This is a genomic window from Halosimplex pelagicum, assembly GCF_013415905.1.
Taxonomy (GTDB): Archaea; Halobacteriota; Halobacteria; order Halobacteriales; family Haloarculaceae; genus Halosimplex; species Halosimplex pelagicum.
This window is the reverse complement of sequence record NZ_CP058909.1, coordinates 1,930,306-1,949,924: the sequence shown is the minus strand read 5'-3', so window position 1 is coordinate 1,949,924 and position 19,619 is coordinate 1,930,306. Positions and strand designations below refer to the sequence as shown.

Sequence of the window (19,619 nt, the reverse complement as noted above, 5' to 3'; positions counted from 1 at the left end):
GTCCGACCTGACACGGGGCGCGGTGGGCGACCGGCGTCGGCGGCGCCGGCCCGGAGCCCCGTCACGAACCATGTCAAACACGCACTCATGCGCGGACGCACCACGGGACCGCAGACGGCTCGACTCGACGGGCATCCAGACCATGCACGACGTCTTCTCGGACTGGGAGCGGCGGGCGATCCTCTATCACTTGCAGGAGGCGGGCGGCCGGTCGTCGGTGGAGGCGGTTGCGGCGCACCTCGTCGGGTGGTGGCGCGGTCGCGAGCGACCGGCTGCGGCCGGCGACGACCTCGTCGACCGCGTTCGTCGGCGTCTCGGGTGCGCGCACCTGGCGAAGCTCGACGACTTCGGCGTCCTCGCGTACGACCCGCGCTCGGGGATCGTCCGCCTCTCCGAGGAGATGAAACTCTCCGTCAGCGAGCCGTGGACCGACCACGGCGGGGGCGAGTCCGCGGCGCGGGTCCTCGGAGGCCTCACCGACGGACCCGGAGCGGACGACCGGGAGATCGACGGGCCATCCGAGAGCGACGCGGACCCCGCGACGGGGACCGGGCGGCTCTCCTAACGGTAGCTTACCGCCGCGGTCGCCGGGCGGGCCGTCCGGAAGGCGGAGCTTGACCGCGGAAAGGTCACCATACCCTTCAGCCGGGGGCGTAAGGTTCCTAACGCCTGCAACCCAACAAGAGTGACACTCCCGCACCCGCGCGTGCGGTGGCACAGCCGGGAGCGTCCGGCCGCGGCGGCGGCGGCACGCAGCCTACGACCCCATGGTACGGAACGTCCACGTCTGGATCTTCGCGGTGCTCGTACTGGCCGGTACCGCCGCACCCGTCGTCCCGACGGCCGTCGACGGCGCGGCGCCCCCCTCACAGCAGGACGCCCGGATCACGGACGCGAGCTACCAGGGCGACGCCGCTATCGACGGCCTCGGCGACGACCTCGGGCTCTGGCAGTCCGGCGCCCACCGCTTCGGTATCACCGTCGCCAGCGACGCCGGCCTCGCCAACGGTTCGGCCTGCGTCGCTCTCGCCGGCGTCGACCGCGAACTGGGCTGTCAGCCCGTCTCGGTCCCGACCGGCGCCAATCGGACGGTCACCGTCGGGGCCGGCTCCTGGCCGGCCAACTTCACCGGCGAGCAGCGGCTCCGCGCCTCGGTGACGGCGGCCAACGCCTCGGAGCCGCTGGACACCGAGACCTACCCCGTTACGGTCCTCGCGCGGGGCGGCGACCTCGACGGCGACGGCCTCACCAACGAGCGCGAGGCGTCGCTCGGCACGTCGCTGCGGTCGAACGACACGGACGGCGACGGCCTCACCGACGGCGCCGAGGTCAACACCTACGAGACCTCGCCCCTGAACGCCGACACGGACGACGACGGCCTGGAAGACGGCGCCGAGGTCGACCGCTACGAGACGGACCCGACCATGGTCGACACGGACGGCGACGGCCTGTCCGACCCGCGCGAACTGGACCTCGGGACCAACCCCAACAAGGCCGACACGGACGGCGACGGCGTCCCCGACGGACAGGAGGTCAACACCTACGAGACGGACCCGACCGACCCCGACACGGACGGCGACGGCCTCGACGACGGCGCGGAGATCAACGAGTACGAGACGAACCCCCTGGAGGCCGACACGGACGGTGACGGCCTCGGCGACAACCTCGAAGTCAACACCTACGACACCGACCCCAACCAGGTCGACACGGACGAGGACGGCCTCGAAGACGGCGCCGAGGTCGACCGCTACGAGACCGACCCCACGAACCCCGACACGGACGACGACGGTCTCGACGACGGCGCCGAGGTCAACACCTACGACACCAACCCCACCAATCCCGACACCGACGGCGACGGTCTGGAAGACGGCGCCGAAGTCAACCGCTACGAGACGGACCCGAACGACCCCGACACGGACGGCGACGGCGTCCCCGACCCCAGGGAGGTCGACACCGTCGGCGACCGACTGTCGCTCGCGCTCGCCGGTCTGGCCGGCGTGTCCGTCGCCGCGGTCGCGGTGCTCGCGTTGCTCTCGTGGTCCGGCCGCGCGCCGCTCGCGCGGATCCGCGGGGTGTTCGGGACCGGCACCTCCGGGGACCCCGACGAGGGGGACGGTCCCGGCGCGCCCGGCGCGGCGAGCGCCGCGGGCGTCACCGGCGACGGGGGCGGGGCTCCCGACGAAGGAGCGGCCGCGACCGAGGAGGTGCCGACGGAGTTCCTCTCCGACGAGGAGGTCGTGTTCACGCTGCTCGACGACCACGACGGCCGCATGCGCCAGGCCGACCTCGTCGAGGAGACCGACTGGTCGAAGTCGAAGGTCAGCCGCGTCCTCTCGGCGATGGAGGACGACGACACCATCGTCAAGGTCGACGTGGGCCGGGGCAACGTCGTGATGCGCCCCGAGGACCTGCCGCCCGGCGCCGAGTCCGCCTTCGAGGAGTAGGCCCGCCGTTCGGCGGGCGCGCGGACCGAGCCGAGGACTCTTCCCGCGTCGACCCGACACGTCGACCCCGCCAGTCAAGCCCGTCGAGTCCTAACACCGACCGATGAGCCGGTTCCCGCGGTTCGAACCGCCGCCGCGCGTCGTCGACGCGTCACTGCTGGGCGCGGTGGTTCTCCTGCTCGCGACGGGTGCGGTGAGCCTCGTCTCCGGTCGCCCGGCGGCCGCCTGGGTGTTCGACGTACACGCGGTGGCGGGGCTGGCGACGGTGGTCCTGCTGGCCTGGAAGCTCCGGCGGGTGCGCCACCGGCTCCGGCCGGGCGACCTCGACGCGACGCGGCTGCTGTCGGTGCTACTGGGCGTCGTCGCGACCGCCGCGCTGGCGACCGGTATCTGGTGGGTGTTCGGCGGGAACCTCGACCTCGGTCCGTGGGGCCTGCTCAACCTCCACATCGGGCTCGGCCTGGTCGTTCCCGTCCTCCTGCTCCTCCACCTGCGCCAGCGGTTCGCGCTGCCGACCCGGGAGTCGGCGACCGACCGGCGCAACGCCTTGCGCTACGCGGCGCTCGTCGGGTCGGGCGCCGTCGCCTGGCAGGCCCAGGAGGTCGCCAATCGGGTCCTCGACACCGCCGGGGCCGAGCGCCGGTTCACCGGCTCGCGCGAGCGGGGCAGCGACTCGGGCAACGGCTTCCCGGTCACCTCCTGGGTCGCCGACGACCCCGACCCCGTCGACCGGGAGGCGTGGTCGCTGACGGTCGACGGTAGGGTTGGCGAACCGCTGGACCTGTCCTACGGCGACGTGACCACCGAGGACGACCCTACCTCGACGGTCGATCCGGCCGAGCGCCGGGCGCTGCTGGACTGCACGAGCGAGTGGTACTCCGAACACGACTGGCGGGGCGTCAGCGTCGGCGACCTGCTCGACGCCGCCGACCCCGAGGATGGGGCGGCCTGGGTGCAGTTCCGCTCGGTGACGGGCTACCGCTGGAGCCTCCCGGTCGAGGAGGCCGGCGACGCCCTGCTGGCGACCCACGTCGACGGCGAGCGACTCAGCCACGGCCACGGCGCCCCCATCAGGCTGGTCGCGCCCGGTCGCCGCGGCTTCCAGTGGGTCAAGTGGGTCGAGTCGGTGCGGGTGACCCGCCGGCGCGGACTCGGCGAGTGGATCGCCGTCTTCGTCAGCTGGTACGACGACTGATCGCCGTCAGCGAGGGCGGGAGAACGGACAGGTCAGAGCAGCGTCGCGAGCGTTCGGAAGTCCGGCGCCGAGAGGTCGGAGGCGGTCGCGTCGACGTGGACCGTCTCGAAGCCGTGCTCGCGCGCGCCGTCGACGTCGGGCTCGCGGTCGTCGCCGACCATCACGTACCGCTCGGCGTCGACCCGGGCCTTCGCCGCCTCGTAGATGTCGCTATCGGGCTTCGTGGCGCCGATCTCGGGGTCGTGGGAGGCCACGCGAGCGTCGAAGCGGTCGAGGAGGCCGATCTCGGCGACCTTCCCGAACTGCACGTCGGGCACGCCGTTGGTCAAAATCCCGAGCGTGTGCCGGTCGGCGAGGGCGTCGACCGCCGCCTCGACGCCGGGAACGGGTTCGACCGCGTCGAACTCCGCGGCGACGAGCGCCTCGGCGAGGGCCTCCGGGTCGCAGCCGACGGCGTGTTCGTCGCACACGTCCGCGAAGGCTCGGCGATAGGGGTCGTCGGCGAACGCCCCGAAGTGGTGGAAGAAGCGCTCGTCGTAGTGGTCGAGCCACTCGCCGCGATGGGTGCCCGCCGCTCGCTCGAAGGCGTCGGTCAGCACGTCGGCGTAGTCGCCGCGCCAGCGGACCAGCGTCCCGTCCACATCGAAGAAGATCGCCGCCATCGGGCGTTACTCGTCGGGGTCGATCGGCTTGCCTTCTTTCGTCGGCGGGGCGACGTGGTCGATGAACGACTCGGCGTCGGGGTCGTTCACTCGCACGCGGACGTGGATGTCGCCGAGTTCGCTCGGGTCGCCGACGGCGAAGTTGACGACGCCCTGGAAGGCGGCCTGCTTCTTCAGGTCGAACGAGAAGGTGTCGCCGCGCAGGTCCTCGAAGAAGGCGCCGCGGGCGGTGTCGAGGATCTCCTGGCGGTGTAGCGACTCGGAGAACTCCGACATGTCGTGGGCGGTGGCGACGATCTCCCCGTGCTGGTGGTCGACCTCGGCGCCGGGGAAGAGGTTCGTGACGGCGTCGGCGACCCTGTCGGTCACCTCGGTGTCGTTGACCGGTGCGGTGATCTGTACGTCGACGCTGTAGACGGTGCTCATGTCTGTGTCTCCCGTGTGGTCATTCGTCGGTGTCGCCGTCCGCTCGGTCGTCCGCGACCGCGTCGGGACCGTCGGCGAGCAGGCGCTCGATCTCGGCCCGGAAGGCGTCGAGACTGGCGTCGTTGACGATCGTCACGTCCGCTCGCTCCATCGCCGCGCCCATTCCGAAGCCGAGTTCGCGCTCGTCGCGCTCGGCGATCGATTCGCCGCCCTCCTCGGCGGAGGCGTCGCGGCCGCGCAGGTCGAGGCGCTCGGCGCGCAGCTCGTCGGGCGCGTGGATCTCGACGAGCGTGAACTCGTCGCCGAAGGCCTCGACGAACCGCTCGACCTCCACGTCCGAGCGGATGCCGTCGACGACGACGGTGTCGGCGTCGTCGAGTCGATCCTCGATGAGCGGGAGCGACTCCCGGGCGATGGCGTCGGGGCCGCCCTCCTCGCGGAGCGTCCGGGCCATCTCGCCGTGGTGGGTCGCGGGGTCGAACCCGCGGTCGCGGCAGGCCTGGCGGATCACGTCGCCCATCGTGACGACGGGCACGCCCGCCTCCCGCGCGACCGCGGCCGCCTCGCTCTTCCCGCTCCCGGGCAGTCCGACGATCCCGATGACTGTCATCGCCGGATGTACTGGAACGGCCCGCATAAGGACTGCGTTGTCGGTCGTGTGCGTCGGCCCCGACGACGGGGAGTTACAGGGTCGAGCGTACTCGGCCGAAGGACGATGCCGCTGGAGCCCGTAGAGCCACTCGATGGCAACACACGATGGCGCCGACGGGACCGGAGGGACGGACGCCGAAGCGCTCCGGGAGTCCACGGCCGGCGACCGGCCGCCCGGGCCCGACGGCGTTCCGGTGATCGGGAACACGCTTCAGTTCCTCCGGGACCCGCTCACCTTCTACGCGCGCTGCGCCGCCTACGAGGACGACGTGGTCACCTACCGCGTCGCCACCAGCGACGGCGTCATGCTCAAACACCCCGCCGACATCGAGCAGGTGCTCGTCACCGACGACGCCGACTACCGCCGCGCCTCCATCATCCGCAACGCGCTGGGCCAGATCGCCGACGGCGGCCTGTTCCTGATGGAGGGCGAGGCCTGGAGCGCCCACCGCACGGCGCTGCAGCCCTCCTTCTACCGCGACCGCGTCGAGACCTACGCCGACATGATGGCCCGCTTCGCCGACGAGCGCGCCGCCGAGTGGGCCGAGCGCGACTCCGAGGCCGGCCCGCTCCCCGTCAGCGAGGAGATGCGGACGCTCACCCTCGAGATCCTGGCGAAGACGCTGCTCGACGTGGACATCCGCGGCCGGGAGTCGGCCATCCGCGACGCCGCCGCGGTCATCTCCGACCGCTTCGACGCCGGCTCCGTCTCCGCGCTGGTCCCGCTGTGGGTCCCCACACCCGCCAATCGCCGCTGTCGCCGCGCCGTCGCCCAGTTCGACGACGCCATCGCCGACATCGTCGCCGAGCGCCGCGCCAGCGACGAGGAGTTCGACGACCTCCTCTCCATCCTGCTCTCCATCGACCCGGACGACGGGACCGGCGAATCCGGCGACGGCGGCCTCTCCGAGCGGCAGATCCGCGACCACCTCTTTACCTTCCTGTTCGCCGGTCACGAGACCACCGCGCTCACGCTCTCGTACGCGGTCATGCTCCTGGCGAACGACCAGCAGCGACAGGCCCGCCTGCACGAGGAACTCGATTCGGTCCTCGGCGACGGGGGCGATGGCAGCGCCGCCGACGCCGAGCGACCGGGCGCGACCGACCTGTTCGAACTGGACTATCTGGACAGGGTGGTCGACGAGGCGCTGCGGCTCTACCCGCCCGCCTACACCGTCTTCCGCGAGCCCACGCGCGACGTGGACCTCGGCGGCTACCGGATCCCCGAGGGGTCGACCATCTCGATGCCCCAGTGGGTCGTCCACCGCGACGACCGGTGGTACGACGACCCCGACGCCTTCCGCCCGGAGCGGTGGACCGACGAGTTCCGCGAGTCGCTCCCGGAGTACGCCTACTTCCCCTTCGGCGGCGGTCCGCGCCACTGCATCGGCATGCGATTCGCGCTCATGGAGGCCAAGCTCGTGCTCGCGACGCTCGCGAGCCGGTTCGCGTTCGACCCGGTCACCGAGCCGCCGCTCGACCTCTCGATGCAGATCACCCTCCAGCCCGACGAGCCGATCGAAGTCGATCTGCGAGAGCGGTAGCCCGGAGTCGGGAGTCGTGTCGAAGCACGACGGGACAGGGCAGGAGAGACGCGCCACGCACCATTCGTCTGCTGTGGCGCGCGCTCCAGCGCACGCCGACGCGGACGGATGGGCGAGCGGATCGAACGGTGGGAAAAGAGCCGCCACACCTCACAGCGACCGCGACGGTCGCTCCCGCTACTCGGCCAGTTCGTCGCTCGCGTCCCGGAGCAGCCCGTCGATGATCTCGGGCGTCGTCGGGTGATAAGCGCGGTCGGGTACCTCCCGCACGTCCAGACCCATCTCGACGACGATCTGCATGGTCTTGGCCATCACGTCGGCGTGGTAGTGCAGCCCCTGCCAGCCCAGCACCGTCGCCGTCTCGCGGTCGACGACGAGCTTGGCGACGCCCTCGGGGGCGTCCTTGGCCGCGAACACGCCGTCGTCGCTGGCTCGCCGTTTCGCGACGGCGACGTCGTAGCCGGCGTCGCGGGCCTCGCGTTCGGTCATGCCGACGCGGGCGTAGGGGTAGACGCCCAGCCCCGAGAAGATGACGTGGTGGGTGACGTTCTCGTAGGCTTTCAGCGGTTCGCCGCGCTCGCGCCGGAGGATGTTCTCGGCGGCGGTAAAGCCCTGCTCCTTGGCGACGTGGAGGATCGGCTCCTTGCCGTTTGCGTCGCCGACGACGAACACCCGGTCGTCGTCGCGGGCCTGCATCGTGTCGAGCACCCAGTCCGGCCCGGGCTCCAGCGCCGACTTTTTCAGCCCGAGCCGGCCCACGCACGGTCGCCGACCGGTGAACAGGTAGAGTTCGTCGGCCTCGACCACCTCGTCGTCGCCGTCGACGTGTTCGAGGTAGAGGCGGACACCCCCGTGGTCGGTCGGTTCGACGCGCTTCTCGTAGCACTCCGTGGGGATCGTCACGTCGAAGGCCTCGCGGTAGAGGTCGAGGACGGTGTCGCCGAACGCGGGGTCGGCCTCGTCGATGGGCCGCTCGTCGTGCTCGACGACCGTCACGTCGGTGCCGCCGACCTCGCTCAGGTAGGGGACCATCTCCAGCCCGACGTAGCCCAGCCCCATCACGACCGCCGAGTCCGGAAGCTCGGTGGCGTCGAGCAGATCCGCGCTCGTCTGGTGGGGAACGTCGTCGATACCGGGCAGGTCGGGGACGTTGACCGCCGAGCCCGTGGCGATCACCACGTAGTCGCCGGTGATCTCCCGGCCGCCCGCGACGACCGTGTGGTCGTCGACGAACCGCGCGGTGTCGTGGACGAACTCCACGTCCGACCGCTCGGCGATCTCGTGGATCGACTCGCGGCGGTGCTCGGCCCACCCGAGCGTGTGGTCGTCCTTGCGCTCGATGGTGCGGTCGAGGTCGACCTCGTGGGGGTCGCCGACCAGCCGGTCGTCGTGGCGGGCGCGAAAGCGGTGGGCGCCGGCCGACAGCACCTCTTTCGAGGGCATACAGCCCCGCAGGATACAGAGCCCGCCGCCGGGGTCACCGTCGTCGATCAGCGTCAACTCCACGTCCGGTTCCTCGGCGAGCGAGTTCGCGACCGCGGCGCCGGCGCTGCCGTAGGCGCCGACGATGACCACGTGAACCATAGCCTCGATTTCGCGGACCAGCCCTAAAGCGTTCAGGGGGTGTGCGCGGAAGACGGGAGCGCGACGGCGACCGCCGACGCGGTCACTCCTCGACTGCTGTCTCCGGAGTGGGGTTGCTGCCGTCCCCGTAGAGCAACTTGGCCGCCCGCGAGCGGTTGACGACCCGGTCCCACAGCATCAGCGTCGACGGGAGGACGACGATCGAAGCGATGTAGGCGTAGACGACCGACAGCGCGGTCAGCACGCCGAACGCGCCGATCGCGGGGTTGAGCGCGAAGACGAGCATGCCCATGCCGGCGACAGTGGTGAGCATGCTGCCGGTGAGCGCGCCGCCGGTCCCGCGGATGGCCATATCCAGCGCCGTCTCGATGTCGGCGTTCTCGAACTCGTCGGCGAACCGGTGGACGACGTGGACGGAGTAGTCGATGCCGAGCCCGATCGTCAGCGAGAGGATCACCCCGTTGATCGCGTTGAAGTCGATGCCGAGATAGCGCATCGACGCGACGACGAAGGTCACCGTCAGCGCAATGGGGACGACGTTGGCGATGCCGAGCGACGCGCGCCCCTCCAAGACGTGATAGACGACGATCAGGAACGCCGACGCGCCGACGAGCGTGATGATCAGGCTGGTGATCACCGTGCTGAGGATGAGCTCGGAGGCCTCCTCGAAGATGATAGCGTTGCCCGTCGGCGTCGCGTCGAGCGAGCTCTCCGCGGCGATGGTCTCGGCGTCGGCCGCGATCTCGCGGTTGGTGGCGTCGGCGTCGACGGAGTAGGTGACGAGCGTGCTCCGCCGGTCCTCGGAGAGGACGCCACTCACGCCGGAGGCCGGCGCGGATTCGAGCGAGTCGTACACCTCGCGGAGGTTCTGCTCGGGCACGCCGTCGTCGTCGGGGTCGTTACGCGCCACCAGGTCGGCGAACTCCGGGTTCCGGTCGGCGTACGACTGGACGACCGTGACGACCGACTGACTCTCGGCGTGGCGACCCTCGCGGAGGACGGTCGGTGGCGGGTCGTCGCCCATCCGATAGACCCGGTCGAGCGCCGCGTCGCGGTGCATCCGCGTCTCGACGAACAGCAGGACCGAACTGCTCTGTGGGAAGTTGTCCTCGATGTAGTTGCTCTTGGAGATGGCGCTGTACTCCGGCGGGCTGAACGGCCCCGGAAGCTCCTTCTGCCAGTCGGGGATCTCCTCGTACTCCGGCGGCAGGAAGTCGTCCTGGCTGAACCCGGTGCCGACGCCGGTCGCGTAGACGCCCGCGGCGCCGCTCGCGACAAGGATCACGAGCATGAACAGCGCCGGCGCGCGCTGGGCGATGACGACGCCGCCGCCGAGCGCGCGACCGAGCAGCGACCCCTCCGACCCGAGCGGGCGCTCGCTCATCGTCGGGATCGGGTACCTCGCGCGCAGGCGGTCGGTCTTGACCTTCGCGGCCGGGAGGAAGATCCCGAAGATCAGGAAGGTGAAACAGATACCGATGGCGGCGACGAGGCCGAAGTCGCGGATGGGCGCGAGCGCGCTCGGCAGGTTCGAGAGGAAGCCGATGACGGTCGTCCCCATCACGATGAAGAAGGCGACGAGCAGCTGCGCGGTCGTGACGTCCATCGCCGTCCCGACGGGCTGGCCGCGCTCGCGCTCCTCGCGGTAGCGGTTGACCGCGTGGATCCCGAAGTCGATGCCGACCGCGATCAGAAGCGGCGGGACCGCGACCAGCAACGGGTTGAACGCGATGTCGGCCAGTCCGAGGAAACCGAACGTCCACAGCAGCGTCATCAGGATGGCGACGACGCCCAGGACCAGATCCACGAGGTCGCGGTAGGCGACCACGAGGAAGAGGACGATGAGGATGAACGCCGCGGGGAGCACGAGCGCCAGCGACGACCCGATGGTGTCGGGCGCGGTCCCGACGATGTCGATGTCGCCGCCGACGCTCCCGACCACCCGCTCGACGCGCTCCTCGCGGGCGTCCACGTCGCGGTCGTGGGTGACCGACGCCTGCGCCGCGCGCGCGGCCGCGCTCTCGGTGTCGAAGTCCTCGCTGACCTGCGAGGTGAACCCGGGCGTCTCCGCCGCCCGGCGGACCGCGCGGTCGATCTCGGTCGCCGTCGCCCGCTCGACGGCGTCGATCTGCGCTTCGACCGTCGCCGCGTCCGGGTCGAGCTGCTGGGCGACCGTCCGCGCCGGACTGGAGACGCCGGTCACCCGCAACCCGTCCTGGTCCTGCAACCGCTCCTGGGCTCGCAGCATCCGCAGCATGCTCGTCCGCGAGAGGACGTTCCCCTCGCGCTGGAGCAGCTGCGTGCTCGTCGAACCCCCGCCGAAGCCCGTGCTGAACTCCCGCTGGATGTCCTCGAACGCCTCGAACGAGTCGAGGTCCTCGACGAACTGGTTGCTCCCGCCCTCGGTCTCGACGTTGCCGAGACCGGCGACGAAGACGGCGGTCAGCAGGAGGAAGGCGAGGCTGATCCGCCCCGGGTAGGAGGCGATGGCGTCGCCGACCTCGTCTGTGAACCACTCGAAGACCATCTTACCTGCCGTACCGCAGGTAGCCGACGACGAGGAGCGCGAGGACGACGAGCGCCCCGACAACGGCGGGCACCGGCAGGCCGCCGCCGCTGTCCTCGGGCTCGGTCACGTCGACGGCGAAGGTGTAGCCGCTGGAGAGGGTCGTGTCGCCGTCGGCCTCGTCGTACTGGAAGTCCATCTCGACGGGGTAGGACTTCGTCAGCGCGTCCGACCCGGTGGAGATATCGAAGGCGAGCGTCTCCGACTCGCCGGCCGGGATCTCGTCGGCGTAGGCCTCGCCGTCGTCGACGCTGATCGGACCGTCGGCGTACATCGCCGCCGACACGTCGCTGACGGGTTCCTCGCCGACGTTCGTGACCGTCACTTCGAGGACGCGGCCGGCGCCGCGCTCGACGGTCCCGTTGACGACCGACACGTCGAAGGCGTCGCGCTGCTGGCGGACGCGCAGGCGGGTGTCGAAGCTCTCGGCCTCGCTGCGCTCGTCGTCGGCGTTCCGGTAGGTCGGCCGCAGCGTGAACTGCTTCGGGCCGGCCTCGCCGGACTCGCTGACCTCCACGTCGAAGGCGAACTCCTTGGACTGGTTGACCCGGAGGTTGCCCACCGAGTACTCCCGTTCGAGCGGCGAGACGCTCTGGCTCTCGGACTCGAAGACGACCACGACGCTGTCGGCCCGCGCGTCGCCGACGTTGGTGATCGTGCCCGAGAGGGTCCCCTCCTCGCCGACCCGGAGCGTCGAACTGAGGTTGCTCGCGTCGAACTCGTACTCAACTTCGGGGTCGGGGCGGACGCCGAACTGGAGCGTCCCGGACTCGCCGGGGTCGCCCTCGCCGTCCTCGTAGCTCACCGAGGCCTGCAGGGAGTAGGTGCGGCTCTCGGCCTCGGGCGTCGCCGTCGCCTCGACGGCGATCTCGCGGGTCTCGTTGGCGGCCCAGGTGCCGACGTACTCGCTGGCGGTGGTCGACCCGCCGAAGGTGAGCGCGGGGCTCCCGGAGGTGACCGACACCGACGCGTCGCGCACGTCGATCGGGCCGTCGTTGCGGACGGTGATCGTCACGGGCCCGTCGTCGTCGACGGCCACGTCGCTCTCGCTGTCGACGATAGTGAACGTCTGTTCGCGCGCGGGCGTGACGCCCAGCGAGATGCTGTTGGACTCCATCGGCGTGCTGTCCTCGTCCTCGTAGTTGACAGTGGCGCCGAAGGCGTACTGCTGTCGGCTCGCCGACTCCGCGGCGTTGACGCGGTAGGAGACGGTCCGCGTCTCACCGGGCGCCCAGGCGCCGCCGACGTAGCGGGTCGACGAGGCCGACGTGCCGAACGTCATATCTGCGTTCTGAGAGGTGAGCGCGACCGAGGCGTTGCGCGCGACCGCGGTCCCGGTGTTGCGCATCGTCACGTCGACCGTGCCGGTGGCGCCGATCCGGGCCGTCGACTCGACGTCCGTCACGCGGAACTGCGCGGCCTCCTCGACCGTCACGTCGACCGTGAAGTTCCGCGTCGTGCTCGTGCGGTTGTACTCGCTCGTCTCGGGGTCGATCGACTGCGTGTAGTTGTACGAGACGTTGATCGGCAGCCGGTAGGTGCCCGGCTGGGCCGAGCGGTCGACCTCCATCCGGAACTCGACCGGGGCGGAGGAGCCGTCGGGCAGGCGCGCGACGGCGCGCTCGTTGGTGTTGACCGTCAGCGGCGCGTCGTGCTCGCCGACGCTGACCCGGAGCGCGCGGGCGGTGGTCACCTGCTGTTCGAGCTGCGGGTTCGACAGCGAGCCGTTGGTGACGTTGCCGTCGTTCAGCACGACGACCTGCAGCGCGGTCTGGGCGCCGGGGACGAAGTCGGTGTCCGGCACCGACACGTCGATCCCGGGGTTCCCGGTGACGTTGTCCTGTTGTTGTTGCTGCTGGGCCGCCGCGGCGGACGCCTCCGCCGGACCGGGTGCCCCCGACAGGGCGCCCGTCTCGGCGGGGTCGGAGACCCCCTGGTCGGTGACCGCGCCGGCGACCGGCGACGCGGCGAGCAGCAGTGCGACTGACGCGACTACGAAGAGCTGTGTCCGTTGCATACGTGGATTCTCGTTCTCCACCCACCGTGCCGCGGGGACCAACGACGGCCACGCAGGTGTCGTTCCCCGATTTGCCGCCCGAGCCCTGTCGATCATTGTAAACAGGTAGGAACTTTCCGAGAGTTTATTCCCGCCCACCCCGCGCCGTCACCGCCCTGGAGTCAGTACCCGAACCATTGGTAACATTTAACAAGGCATAGGACGTAGCTACCGATAGCGTCGAACCGACAGACAGCGACGGAACGTAGACCACAACAATGGCAACCAACGAAACTCGCTCCGAGACGAGCCGCTACGACGAACTCGAGATCGCGAACGGTGACATCGTCATCTACGACGTGGACAACCACCGCGCGTGGATCCAGTCGGACGAAACAGTGACCGGTGACGAGATAGCCTGACCGGCCTCGGAGCGACCTCGCCCCGCCGGAGCGCCCTCGCGTACGACTTCCCTTTCTTCGGCACCGACCGTTCAGCCGCGCCGTCACCCGTCCGACCGGCGGACGCGTCGCAGGAGCACCTTACCCGCCGTCGCGGTCGGGATCGCGGCCGCCGTCGGGCGAACGGTCGGCGGCGTCGTCGGTCGGAGAGTCGGGGGCGTCGTCGGTCGGAGAGTCGGGGGCGTCGTCGGTCGGACGGTCGGCGGCGCCGGGGTCGGTGAACTCGTCGGCGGTGGCGCCGTCGTCGTCGCCGACCTGCGCGTGGAGGCGGGCGATCTCCGTCTCCAGTTGCCGGATGCGCTCGTCGTGGTCGTCGTCCGCCCGCAGCCACAGCGCGCCGAGGACGGCGACGAGGACCAGCGGGAGGCCGAACATCAACAGACCCATCACGAGGACGACGAGCAGTTCGAGACCGCCGGGCATCCCCAGCTGGAGGAGCATACCGACGGCTACGAACGGTCGCGCGAAAACCCTTCCGCCGAGACACGTCCCGCGGCCGCGTCGGACGCCGCGCCGGCGGTGGCGCCCCGCCGATGGCGCCCCGGAGAACCGGGACTCAGAAGTCGGTGATCGAGGTCTGGAGGCCGGCGACGAGGTTGGACTTCCGGCGGAGCCGGCCCAGCGGGACCGGGACCTGCGGAAGTACCCCCCGGAGCGCGTCGCGGAAGCTCTCGGCGACGCCGTGTTCGCCGTCGAAGGCGTGGCGGACGCCCTCGCGGACCTGCCAGACGCCCACCGGCGCCCAGTAATCGTCCGTGACCTCCCGGAGCACGAGGGCCTTGGCCTGGCGGTCGCGCTCCTGGAGGTGTTCGAGCACCGCCAGCCGCGAGGCGTAGTAGGCGCCGGCGGTCTCCTCGACGTAGCCCGTCCGGCCCTCCCAGCCCTCGTGGGCGCTGGAGAGGTAGTAGTCGTCGGCCGCCGGGTTCCAGACGCTCTCGGGCGCCTTCATCTCGACGAGTTCGAACTCCCAGTTGCCCGGCGCGAGGATAACCCAGTAGCGGTTGCCCATGTACTCGTTCGTCCAGACGGACACCTCGTCGACGGTGTCGCTGTGCTGGAGCCCACCGCGCAGGAACTTCCCGACCGTGTCGTCGACCGCGGTGATCGACCACCGCGTCGGCACGAGCTTGCGGTTGTGGCCCTGGCCCAGCGCGCCCGCCGAGAGAATAGTGTTGATGTCGTACACGTCGAACCCGCGGCGGTAGAGGTAGGTCATCGCCCCCTCGGCGGCCCAGTCGTCGTCCTCCAGCGTCTTCTCGACCGGTCGCGGTACGTGAGGATTCTCCGCCAGGTCGGCGTTCGTGGCGCGGGCGCGTGGCCCCGTGGGCGTCGAGATGTCGTCGAGCGAGATGTCGATGTCGGGCGTGCCGTCGAGCCCGACCTCCACGTCGACGGGGTGGTCGGCGATGGCGACCTCGCGCTGTGTCCCGACGAAGCCGTCCCACACGTCCGATACGTCGACCTTCGCCGACCGCGTCGAGTTGAGCATCCCCGTCCGCCGCTGGAGCACGTCGTCGATCCCGTACCCCTGGCTGTACCAGTCGCCGCTGGTCGCGAAGTCGGCGGCGTCGGCGTCGCCGCCCATCGGCGACAGCACACCGGTCGAGACGTTCGGGTAGCCCGAGCGACCGACGAACACTTCCGGTGCCGTCGAGCCGAACATCGAGTCGCCCTGGACGGCCTGCTGGAACTCCCGCTCCACGTCGTCGAGGTACTCCGTGATCTCGTAGGACTTCTCCTCGGCCAGCCGGCGCTTCTCCGCGGCCTCGTCGCGCTGGAAGTCCTCGATGAAGTCGTCGAGGCGCATGCCCGCCATTCGCTTCACCGTACCGCCCCCACGGGCTTCAATGAGTCGGTGCGGGAACCCGACGGCGGCCGTCCGGAGAACGCGGCCCGGCGGTCGTTCGGGCGACGGCCGCGCGCTCAGTCGTCCGCCGGCCGCTCCACCCCCGCGCCCTCGGCCACCTCGTCGGGGCCGAGCCCGTACCGGGCCAGCCGCGACTCGATCGACGGGTGCTCGGCCGTCAGGCGTTCCAGGCGCGTCCGCCGCGAGCCGAAGGGGCTGCCGCCGGCGACGGCGTCGTCGGCGTCGTCACCGAGCGCGCCGACGGCGTAGAGCCCGGTGCAGAAGTCGGTCGCGCTCGTCGCGGCGACGGCCACGTCGTCGGCGTGACACTCCTCCAGCCGGCTCGCCCGCGCCGCGAGCGCCCGGACGAGGACCACGACGCCGCCGCTGGCGAGGACGTACAGCAGGAGGTTGAAGTCGTTCGAGCGGCCGACGCCGGCGACGAGGAAGGCGCCGCCCGCGACGGCGGCGACCCCCGGCGGGAGGTGCCGAAGCGCGAGGAGCCAGAACGCTGCGAGCCCGACCGCGTGGGCGACGCCCGCCCGGAGCGGAACTCGGTGGAGGTGGCCGAGCGAGCGGTGGGCGAGTTCGTGGGCGACGACCGCTCGAAGCGCCGCGTCGTCGAGGCGCTCGGCGAGCGCCGCGGAGGCGACGAGGACCGTGCGGTCGCCGTCGCCGAGGACGTTCACCCCGCCGGCGCTCTCGCGGTCGACGACCACCGACGGCGTCGCGACGCCCAGGTCGGCGGCCACCTCGGCCGCGGTCCGGCGGAGCCGCGGCGGCGCCTCGTCGGCCAGTTCGAGCCCGCGGAGGAGGCCGTCGGTGACGACGCGGCCGACCGCGAACTCCAGTCCGACGCTCGCCAGCGCGACCGCCGCGACCGCCGCCGGCGCCATCCCGGCCGCGTAGCAGGCGGCCAGCGCCGCGGCCAGGACGGCGAGCAGGAGCGCGTCGATCAGTCGGTAGGCCGCCGGCAGCCCCGCTGCGCGGTCGAGCCGTCGGGTCAGCGACACGGTACCGGCCGGACGTTCGGCCCGACGGGGCAAAAGCGGTCGGTGCGGGAGCGGGATCGGTCGCGGTCGGTCCGAGCGGATCCGAACCCATATGCCCGGGGACGGCCGACGTGTGAACGATGCCGACAGTCGAGTGCGACGTGGCGGCGGCCCGCGAGCGGCTCGAAGACGCGGGGGTCGAGGTCGAGTCGGGGAACACGGACCACGAGCGCTGGCGCGCCAGCCGCGGCGACGCGACCGCCGTCGCCTACGACGACAAGGTCGTGATCCAGGGCGCCAACCCGGCGGACCTGGAGGGGATCGTCCGCGAGGGCGGCGGCCGCGCGCACGTCTACTTCGACGGCGCCTGCCGGGGCAACCCCGGGGCCTCGGCGGTGGGCTGGGTGATCGTCGGCGGCGACGGGATCGTCGCCGAGGGCGGTCACACCATCGGCCGCGCCACGAACAACCAGGCCGAGTACGAGGCGCTCATCGAGGGCGTCAGCGTCGCCCGCGACTACGGCCTCGACGAGATCGACGTGCGCGGCGACTCCGAACTCATCGTCAAGCAGGTCCGCGGCGAGTGGGACACGAACGACCCGGAACTCCGGGAGTACCGCGTCACCGTCCGGGAGCTGTTGACCGGCTTCGACGAGTGGTCCCTGGAGCACGTTCCGCGGGAGATAAACGACCGCGCCGACGAACTCGCCAACGAGGCGCTCGACGAGGCCTGATCGGCCCCGCGAATCACGACGACATACACCATGCCCGACGAGACACCAGACCCCAGCGAAGCCCCGGACGTGCTGGCCGACGACGACGCCGAGCCCGACGACATCCCGCCAGAGCCGGTCGTCGACGAGGCCGAGCGGCTGACGCGGCTCGCCCGCGAGGCCGTCGACCGCGACGAGGCCGCCGCCTACCGCGTCGACCGCGACGAGCGGCTGGCCGACCACGACTACACCGCCCGCGTCCGCGAGGACGAGACCCGGGACGTGCTCGTGCTCCACCCCGAGGAGTGGGTCGAAGACGGCGAGATCAGGACCGAACGCGTCGAGGCGATCGACCGCGGGATCGAGATCCCCCTGTCGGGACCCGGCGAGGGCGACGACTGGCAGGATATCGACGACTACAACCGCGATATCGTCGCCGAGGTCCGCGAAGAGCACGGCGAGGACCACGCCGCGAACGTCGCGGCGCTCGCCGATTTCGTGGGCAACCACTACGCCAAACCCATCCACGACGCGACGGCCGACGAGCTCTCGGAGTTCCTGACCGACTACTACCCGCGCAACGCCTGGCCGACGGCTGAACAACGTGCGGTCGTCGAAAAATCGGTACGCGTCGCCTTCTCCGTCGCGGACGAGCGCTGTCCGCTGGGCGAGTGAGTTACTCCTGAACGGCGTCGACGAGCTCGCGCAGGTCGTCGGCGCGGTCGCCGCTCGTGACGAGCTTCGAGAACTCCCAGGAGAGCTGGTCGAGCACCGTCTCGTAGCCCTCGTCGGTCAGGGCGTACTGGTTGGTGCGCTTGTCGAGTTCGCTCTTCTCGACCAGGCCCATCTCGACGAGGTCGTCGAGGTTGGGGTAGAGCCGGCCGTGGTTGACCTCGTCGTCGTAGTAGTCTTCGAGTTCACGTTTGATAGCGAGCCCGTATCGGGGCTCTTCGCCGAGAATGACGAGGATGTTCTGCTGGAACGCGGTCAGCTCGCGTGCGATTCCGGGGGTGTCAGTCACCGATTGTGCCTCTGACATGGTTAGTGGAATGTCATCTGGCTATTTAACACTTGTTAACTTTCTTCCGTTATCCGTGAGGATACCCCCCCTCGCCGGCCGCTTATCCGAGTGATATCACAGAATGATAATCCTACCGCTACCCGGGAGTTCCGCCGGTTGTGCGGCGGCGCGTGCGGACGAAACGGAAAGGCCTTTGCCGGCGCCAGGCGGACTCGCGGGTGATGTCGAACCTCTGGGAAGACCTCGAGACTGGACCGAACCCGCCCGAGGAGATCTACGCAGTAGTCGAGTGCCTGAAAGGCGAACGCAACAAGTACGAGTACGACAAGGACATCCCCGGCGTCGTCCTCGACCGCGTGCTCCACTCGAACGTCCACTACCCCTCCGACTACGGGTTCATCCCGCAGTCGTACTACGACGACGAGGACCCCTTCGACGTGCTCGTCCTCGTCGAGGACCAGACGTTCCCCGGCTGCGTCATCGAGGCCCGTCCCGTCGCCCTGATGAAGATGGACGACGACGGCGAGCAGGACGACAAGGTCATCGCCGTCCCCAGCGAGGACCCCCGCTACGACCACATCGAGGACCTGGAGGACATCCCCCAGCAGCAACTCGACGAGATCGACGAGTTCTTCGCGACCTACAAGAACCTCGAAGAGGGCAAGGAAGTCGAGACGCTGGGCTGGGAGGACAAGCAGTCCGCCTACGACGCCATCGAACACGCCCAGGACCTCTACGACGAGGAGTTCCAGTAGGGCCGCTCGGCCGCGGCCGTCCGTTCTCTCGAACCGTCCTCACAGTCCCCCGACCGCCCTGACCGGCAGTCCCCCGACCTCGCCGACGGTGAACCGTTCACGCCAGTTTACGCGCCGTGTGAACGGTTAAATCGCCAGACAACGAGGGGATACAAACGGTTCTGAAACGAGGTGAAATCACGTACGAGGTCGGCCCCCTATATCATCCGTCGGCCCGAAGATGTACTCGTCCGAGGTGACCCCGATGCAGAACACCGACCCTCCCTCCGCCGAAGCACTGCGCGAACAAGTGTCCGCCGTCTCCGAACGGTACGTCGCCGTCGACTGCGACGACGAGACGGTCGTCTTCGACACCAGCGAACCCGACGGGTGGATCGTCTCCGACGGCGCCGTCGACCGCGAGTCGATGCGGTGATCGGTCCCGCTCGCGCCGTACCGTGACGCGGCGGGTCGACCACGACCGCGCGGTATACCTCCCGCGCATCCGCCCCGGTTCCGCCGATAAATTATGAGCATGGGTAATTACTTGGGGGACGCGTGCGTACGTCGAGGTGTATGGCCACCAGAACTCCGACGGCCGGGATGGCGCACCTGACGGTCGTGCCCGAGAACCTCGGGGACGCGGCCGACGAGGACGATCTCGGCGACGACGAGCCGGGTGAGGACGGGCTCGACGACGGGGTCGTCGAGCGGTCGGCCGGGATCGGTTCGCGGGACTGACGGCGACGAGCGGCGGCTGAGCGTCACCGACGCCCCCCGAGCC

General features: G+C 70.4%; 20 protein-coding genes. 10 read left to right on the top strand and 10 right to left on the bottom strand.

The genetic code is table 11. From position 1 onward, the window contains the following. Positions 1–70: 70 nt before the first annotated feature. From HZS54_RS09585 to HZS54_RS09575, 3 genes are all read left to right on the top strand, one after another. Positions 71–565, top strand: coding sequence for a DUF7344 domain-containing protein (locus tag HZS54_RS09585; protein ID WP_179922267.1), 495 nt, complete (start codon positions 71–73; stop codon positions 563–565). Between the two features lie 202 nt (positions 566–767). Beyond that, complete coding sequence (locus tag HZS54_RS09580; RefSeq protein ID WP_179922265.1) at positions 768–2,444, top strand: DUF7343 domain-containing protein; 1,677 nt, start codon at positions 768–770, stop codon at positions 2,442–2,444. Between the two features lie 103 nt (positions 2,445–2,547). Beyond that, positions 2,548–3,639, top strand: a complete 1,092-nt coding sequence (locus HZS54_RS09575) for a molybdopterin-dependent oxidoreductase (protein WP_179922263.1) — start codon at positions 2,548–2,550, stop codon at positions 3,637–3,639. A 32-nt stretch (positions 3,640–3,671) separates the two neighbouring features. On the opposite strand, the gene HZS54_RS09570 is transcribed toward HZS54_RS09575, so the two are convergent. From HZS54_RS09570 to HZS54_RS09560, 3 genes are read right to left on the bottom strand one after another with little or no spacing between them, the layout of a single operon-like run. Then, positions 3,672–4,301: an HAD family hydrolase gene (locus HZS54_RS09570; RefSeq protein WP_179922261.1), complete on the bottom strand. Its 630-nt coding sequence runs from the start codon at positions 4,299–4,301 to the stop codon at positions 3,672–3,674. Between the two features lie 6 nt (positions 4,302–4,307). Then, complete coding sequence (locus tag HZS54_RS09565; protein ID WP_179922259.1) at positions 4,308–4,727, bottom strand: RNA-binding domain-containing protein; 420 nt, start codon at positions 4,725–4,727, stop codon at positions 4,308–4,310. Between the two features lie 19 nt (positions 4,728–4,746). Beyond that, positions 4,747–5,337 carry an AAA family ATPase gene (locus tag HZS54_RS09560; RefSeq protein ID WP_179922257.1) on the bottom strand — a complete coding sequence of 197 codons (591 nt, stop codon included), beginning with the start codon at positions 5,335–5,337 and terminating at the stop codon, positions 4,747–4,749. Positions 5,338–5,470: 133 nt separating this feature from the next. Between HZS54_RS09560 and HZS54_RS09555 the strand changes: the two genes are divergently transcribed. Next, complete coding sequence (locus tag HZS54_RS09555; protein ID WP_179922255.1) at positions 5,471–6,922, top strand: cytochrome P450; 1,452 nt, start codon at positions 5,471–5,473, stop codon at positions 6,920–6,922. 177 nt (positions 6,923–7,099) lie between these two features. Here HZS54_RS09555 and HZS54_RS09550 read toward each other — a convergent pair whose 3' ends face one another. The 3 genes from HZS54_RS09550 to HZS54_RS09540 form a co-directional block, all read right to left on the bottom strand. Continuing rightward, complete coding sequence (locus HZS54_RS09550) at positions 7,100–8,506, bottom strand: dihydrolipoyl dehydrogenase family protein (RefSeq protein ID WP_179922253.1); 1,407 nt, start codon at positions 8,504–8,506, stop codon at positions 7,100–7,102. An 82-nt stretch (positions 8,507–8,588) separates the two neighbouring features. Then, entirely contained in the window at positions 8,589–11,033 is a 2,445-nt protein-coding gene (locus HZS54_RS09545) for an efflux RND transporter permease subunit (protein ID WP_179922251.1), read from the bottom strand. A gap of 1 nt (position 11,034) precedes the next feature. Continuing rightward, positions 11,035–13,089 (bottom strand): COG1361 S-layer family protein, encoded by a 2,055-nt coding sequence (locus HZS54_RS09540; protein ID WP_179922249.1) that lies wholly within the window; start codon positions 13,087–13,089, stop codon positions 11,035–11,037. A gap of 257 nt (positions 13,090–13,346) precedes the next feature. Here HZS54_RS09540 and HZS54_RS09535 point away from each other — a divergent pair, with 257 nt between their 5' ends. Continuing rightward, a complete protein-coding gene (locus HZS54_RS09535; RefSeq protein ID WP_167837346.1) occupies positions 13,347–13,490 on the top strand; it encodes a DUF7331 family protein in 144 nt (47 codons plus the stop codon). 120 nt (positions 13,491–13,610) lie between these two features. On the opposite strand, the gene HZS54_RS09530 is transcribed toward HZS54_RS09535, so the two are convergent. From HZS54_RS09530 to HZS54_RS09520, 3 genes are all read right to left on the bottom strand, one after another. Beyond that, on the bottom strand, positions 13,611–13,970 hold the full coding sequence (locus tag HZS54_RS09530) for a hypothetical protein (protein WP_179922247.1): 360 nt from the start codon (positions 13,968–13,970) through the stop codon (positions 13,611–13,613). A gap of 115 nt (positions 13,971–14,085) precedes the next feature. Next, a complete protein-coding gene (nreA, locus tag HZS54_RS09525; RefSeq protein ID WP_179922994.1) occupies positions 14,086–15,336 on the bottom strand; it encodes a DNA repair protein NreA in 1,251 nt (416 codons plus the stop codon). A 116-nt stretch (positions 15,337–15,452) separates the two neighbouring features. Next, positions 15,453–16,388 (bottom strand): M48 family metallopeptidase, encoded by a 936-nt coding sequence (locus tag HZS54_RS09520; RefSeq protein ID WP_179922245.1) that lies wholly within the window; start codon positions 16,386–16,388, stop codon positions 15,453–15,455. A 119-nt stretch (positions 16,389–16,507) separates the two neighbouring features. On the opposite strand from HZS54_RS09520, the gene rnhA reads away from it, so the two are divergent. Together rnhA and HZS54_RS09510 are read left to right on the top strand one after the other, a co-directional pair. Beyond that, positions 16,508–17,101 carry a ribonuclease HI gene (rnhA, locus tag HZS54_RS09515; RefSeq protein ID WP_179922243.1) on the top strand — a complete coding sequence of 198 codons (594 nt, stop codon included), beginning with the start codon at positions 16,508–16,510 and terminating at the stop codon, positions 17,099–17,101. Between the two features lie 30 nt (positions 17,102–17,131). Further along, complete coding sequence (locus HZS54_RS09510; protein WP_246391877.1) at positions 17,132–17,755, top strand: DUF7108 family protein; 624 nt, start codon at positions 17,132–17,134, stop codon at positions 17,753–17,755. Between the two features lies 1 nt (position 17,756). Here HZS54_RS09510 and HZS54_RS09505 read toward each other — a convergent pair whose 3' ends face one another. Continuing rightward, positions 17,757–18,119 (bottom strand): PadR family transcriptional regulator, encoded by a 363-nt coding sequence (locus HZS54_RS09505; protein WP_006884987.1) that lies wholly within the window; start codon positions 18,117–18,119, stop codon positions 17,757–17,759. 203 nt (positions 18,120–18,322) lie between these two features. On the opposite strand from HZS54_RS09505, the gene HZS54_RS09500 reads away from it, so the two are divergent. From HZS54_RS09500 to HZS54_RS09490, 3 genes are all read left to right on the top strand, one after another. After that, complete coding sequence (locus HZS54_RS09500) at positions 18,323–18,856, top strand: inorganic diphosphatase (protein WP_179922241.1); 534 nt, start codon at positions 18,323–18,325, stop codon at positions 18,854–18,856. Between the two features lie 244 nt (positions 18,857–19,100). Beyond that, a complete protein-coding gene (locus tag HZS54_RS09495; protein WP_179922239.1) occupies positions 19,101–19,271 on the top strand; it encodes a hypothetical protein in 171 nt (56 codons plus the stop codon). A gap of 140 nt (positions 19,272–19,411) precedes the next feature. Beyond that, a complete protein-coding gene (locus HZS54_RS09490; protein WP_179922237.1) occupies positions 19,412–19,576 on the top strand; it encodes a hypothetical protein in 165 nt (54 codons plus the stop codon). The last annotated feature ends 43 nt before the right edge of the window (positions 19,577–19,619 follow it).

Bases quoted from the DNA above. Each gene is read 5' to 3' on its own strand.
- HZS54_RS09530 (WP_179922247.1), bottom strand. From the start codon at position 13,970: ATGCTCCTCCAGCTGGGGATGCCCGGCGGTCTCGAACTGCTCGTCGTC.
- HZS54_RS09555 (WP_179922255.1), top strand. From the start codon at position 5,471: ATGGCAACACACGATGGCGCCGACGGGACCGGAGGGACGGACGCCGAA.
- HZS54_RS09580 (WP_179922265.1), top strand. From the start codon at position 768: ATGGTACGGAACGTCCACGTCTGGATCTTCGCGGTGCTCGTACTGGCC.
- HZS54_RS09505 (WP_006884987.1), bottom strand. From the start codon at position 18,119: ATGTCAGAGGCACAATCGGTGACTGACACCCCCGGAATCGCACGCGAG.
- HZS54_RS09570 (WP_179922261.1), bottom strand. From the start codon at position 4,301: ATGGCGGCGATCTTCTTCGATGTGGACGGGACGCTGGTCCGCTGGCGC.
- HZS54_RS09575 (WP_179922263.1), top strand. From the start codon at position 2,548: ATGAGCCGGTTCCCGCGGTTCGAACCGCCGCCGCGCGTCGTCGACGCG.
- HZS54_RS09500 (WP_179922241.1), top strand. From the start codon at position 18,323: ATGTCGAACCTCTGGGAAGACCTCGAGACTGGACCGAACCCGCCCGAG.
- HZS54_RS09540 (WP_179922249.1), bottom strand. From the start codon at position 13,089: ATGCAACGGACACAGCTCTTCGTAGTCGCGTCAGTCGCACTGCTGCTC.
- HZS54_RS09560 (WP_179922257.1), bottom strand. From the start codon at position 5,337: ATGACAGTCATCGGGATCGTCGGACTGCCCGGGAGCGGGAAGAGCGAG.
- HZS54_RS09510 (WP_246391877.1), top strand. From the start codon at position 17,132: ATGCCCGACGAGACACCAGACCCCAGCGAAGCCCCGGACGTGCTGGCC.
- HZS54_RS09535 (WP_167837346.1), top strand. From the start codon at position 13,347: ATGGCAACCAACGAAACTCGCTCCGAGACGAGCCGCTACGACGAACTC.
- HZS54_RS09565 (WP_179922259.1), bottom strand. From the start codon at position 4,727: ATGAGCACCGTCTACAGCGTCGACGTACAGATCACCGCACCGGTCAAC.
- HZS54_RS09545 (WP_179922251.1), bottom strand. From the start codon at position 11,033: ATGGTCTTCGAGTGGTTCACAGACGAGGTCGGCGACGCCATCGCCTCC.
- HZS54_RS09490 (WP_179922237.1), top strand. From the start codon at position 19,412: ATGGCCACCAGAACTCCGACGGCCGGGATGGCGCACCTGACGGTCGTG.
- nreA (WP_179922994.1), bottom strand. From the start codon at position 15,336: ATGCGCCTCGACGACTTCATCGAGGACTTCCAGCGCGACGAGGCCGCG.
- HZS54_RS09495 (WP_179922239.1), top strand. From the start codon at position 19,101: ATGCAGAACACCGACCCTCCCTCCGCCGAAGCACTGCGCGAACAAGTG.
- HZS54_RS09585 (WP_179922267.1), top strand. From the start codon at position 71: ATGTCAAACACGCACTCATGCGCGGACGCACCACGGGACCGCAGACGG.
- rnhA (WP_179922243.1), top strand. From the start codon at position 16,508: ATGCCGACAGTCGAGTGCGACGTGGCGGCGGCCCGCGAGCGGCTCGAA.
- HZS54_RS09550 (WP_179922253.1), bottom strand. From the start codon at position 8,506: ATGGTTCACGTGGTCATCGTCGGCGCCTACGGCAGCGCCGGCGCCGCG.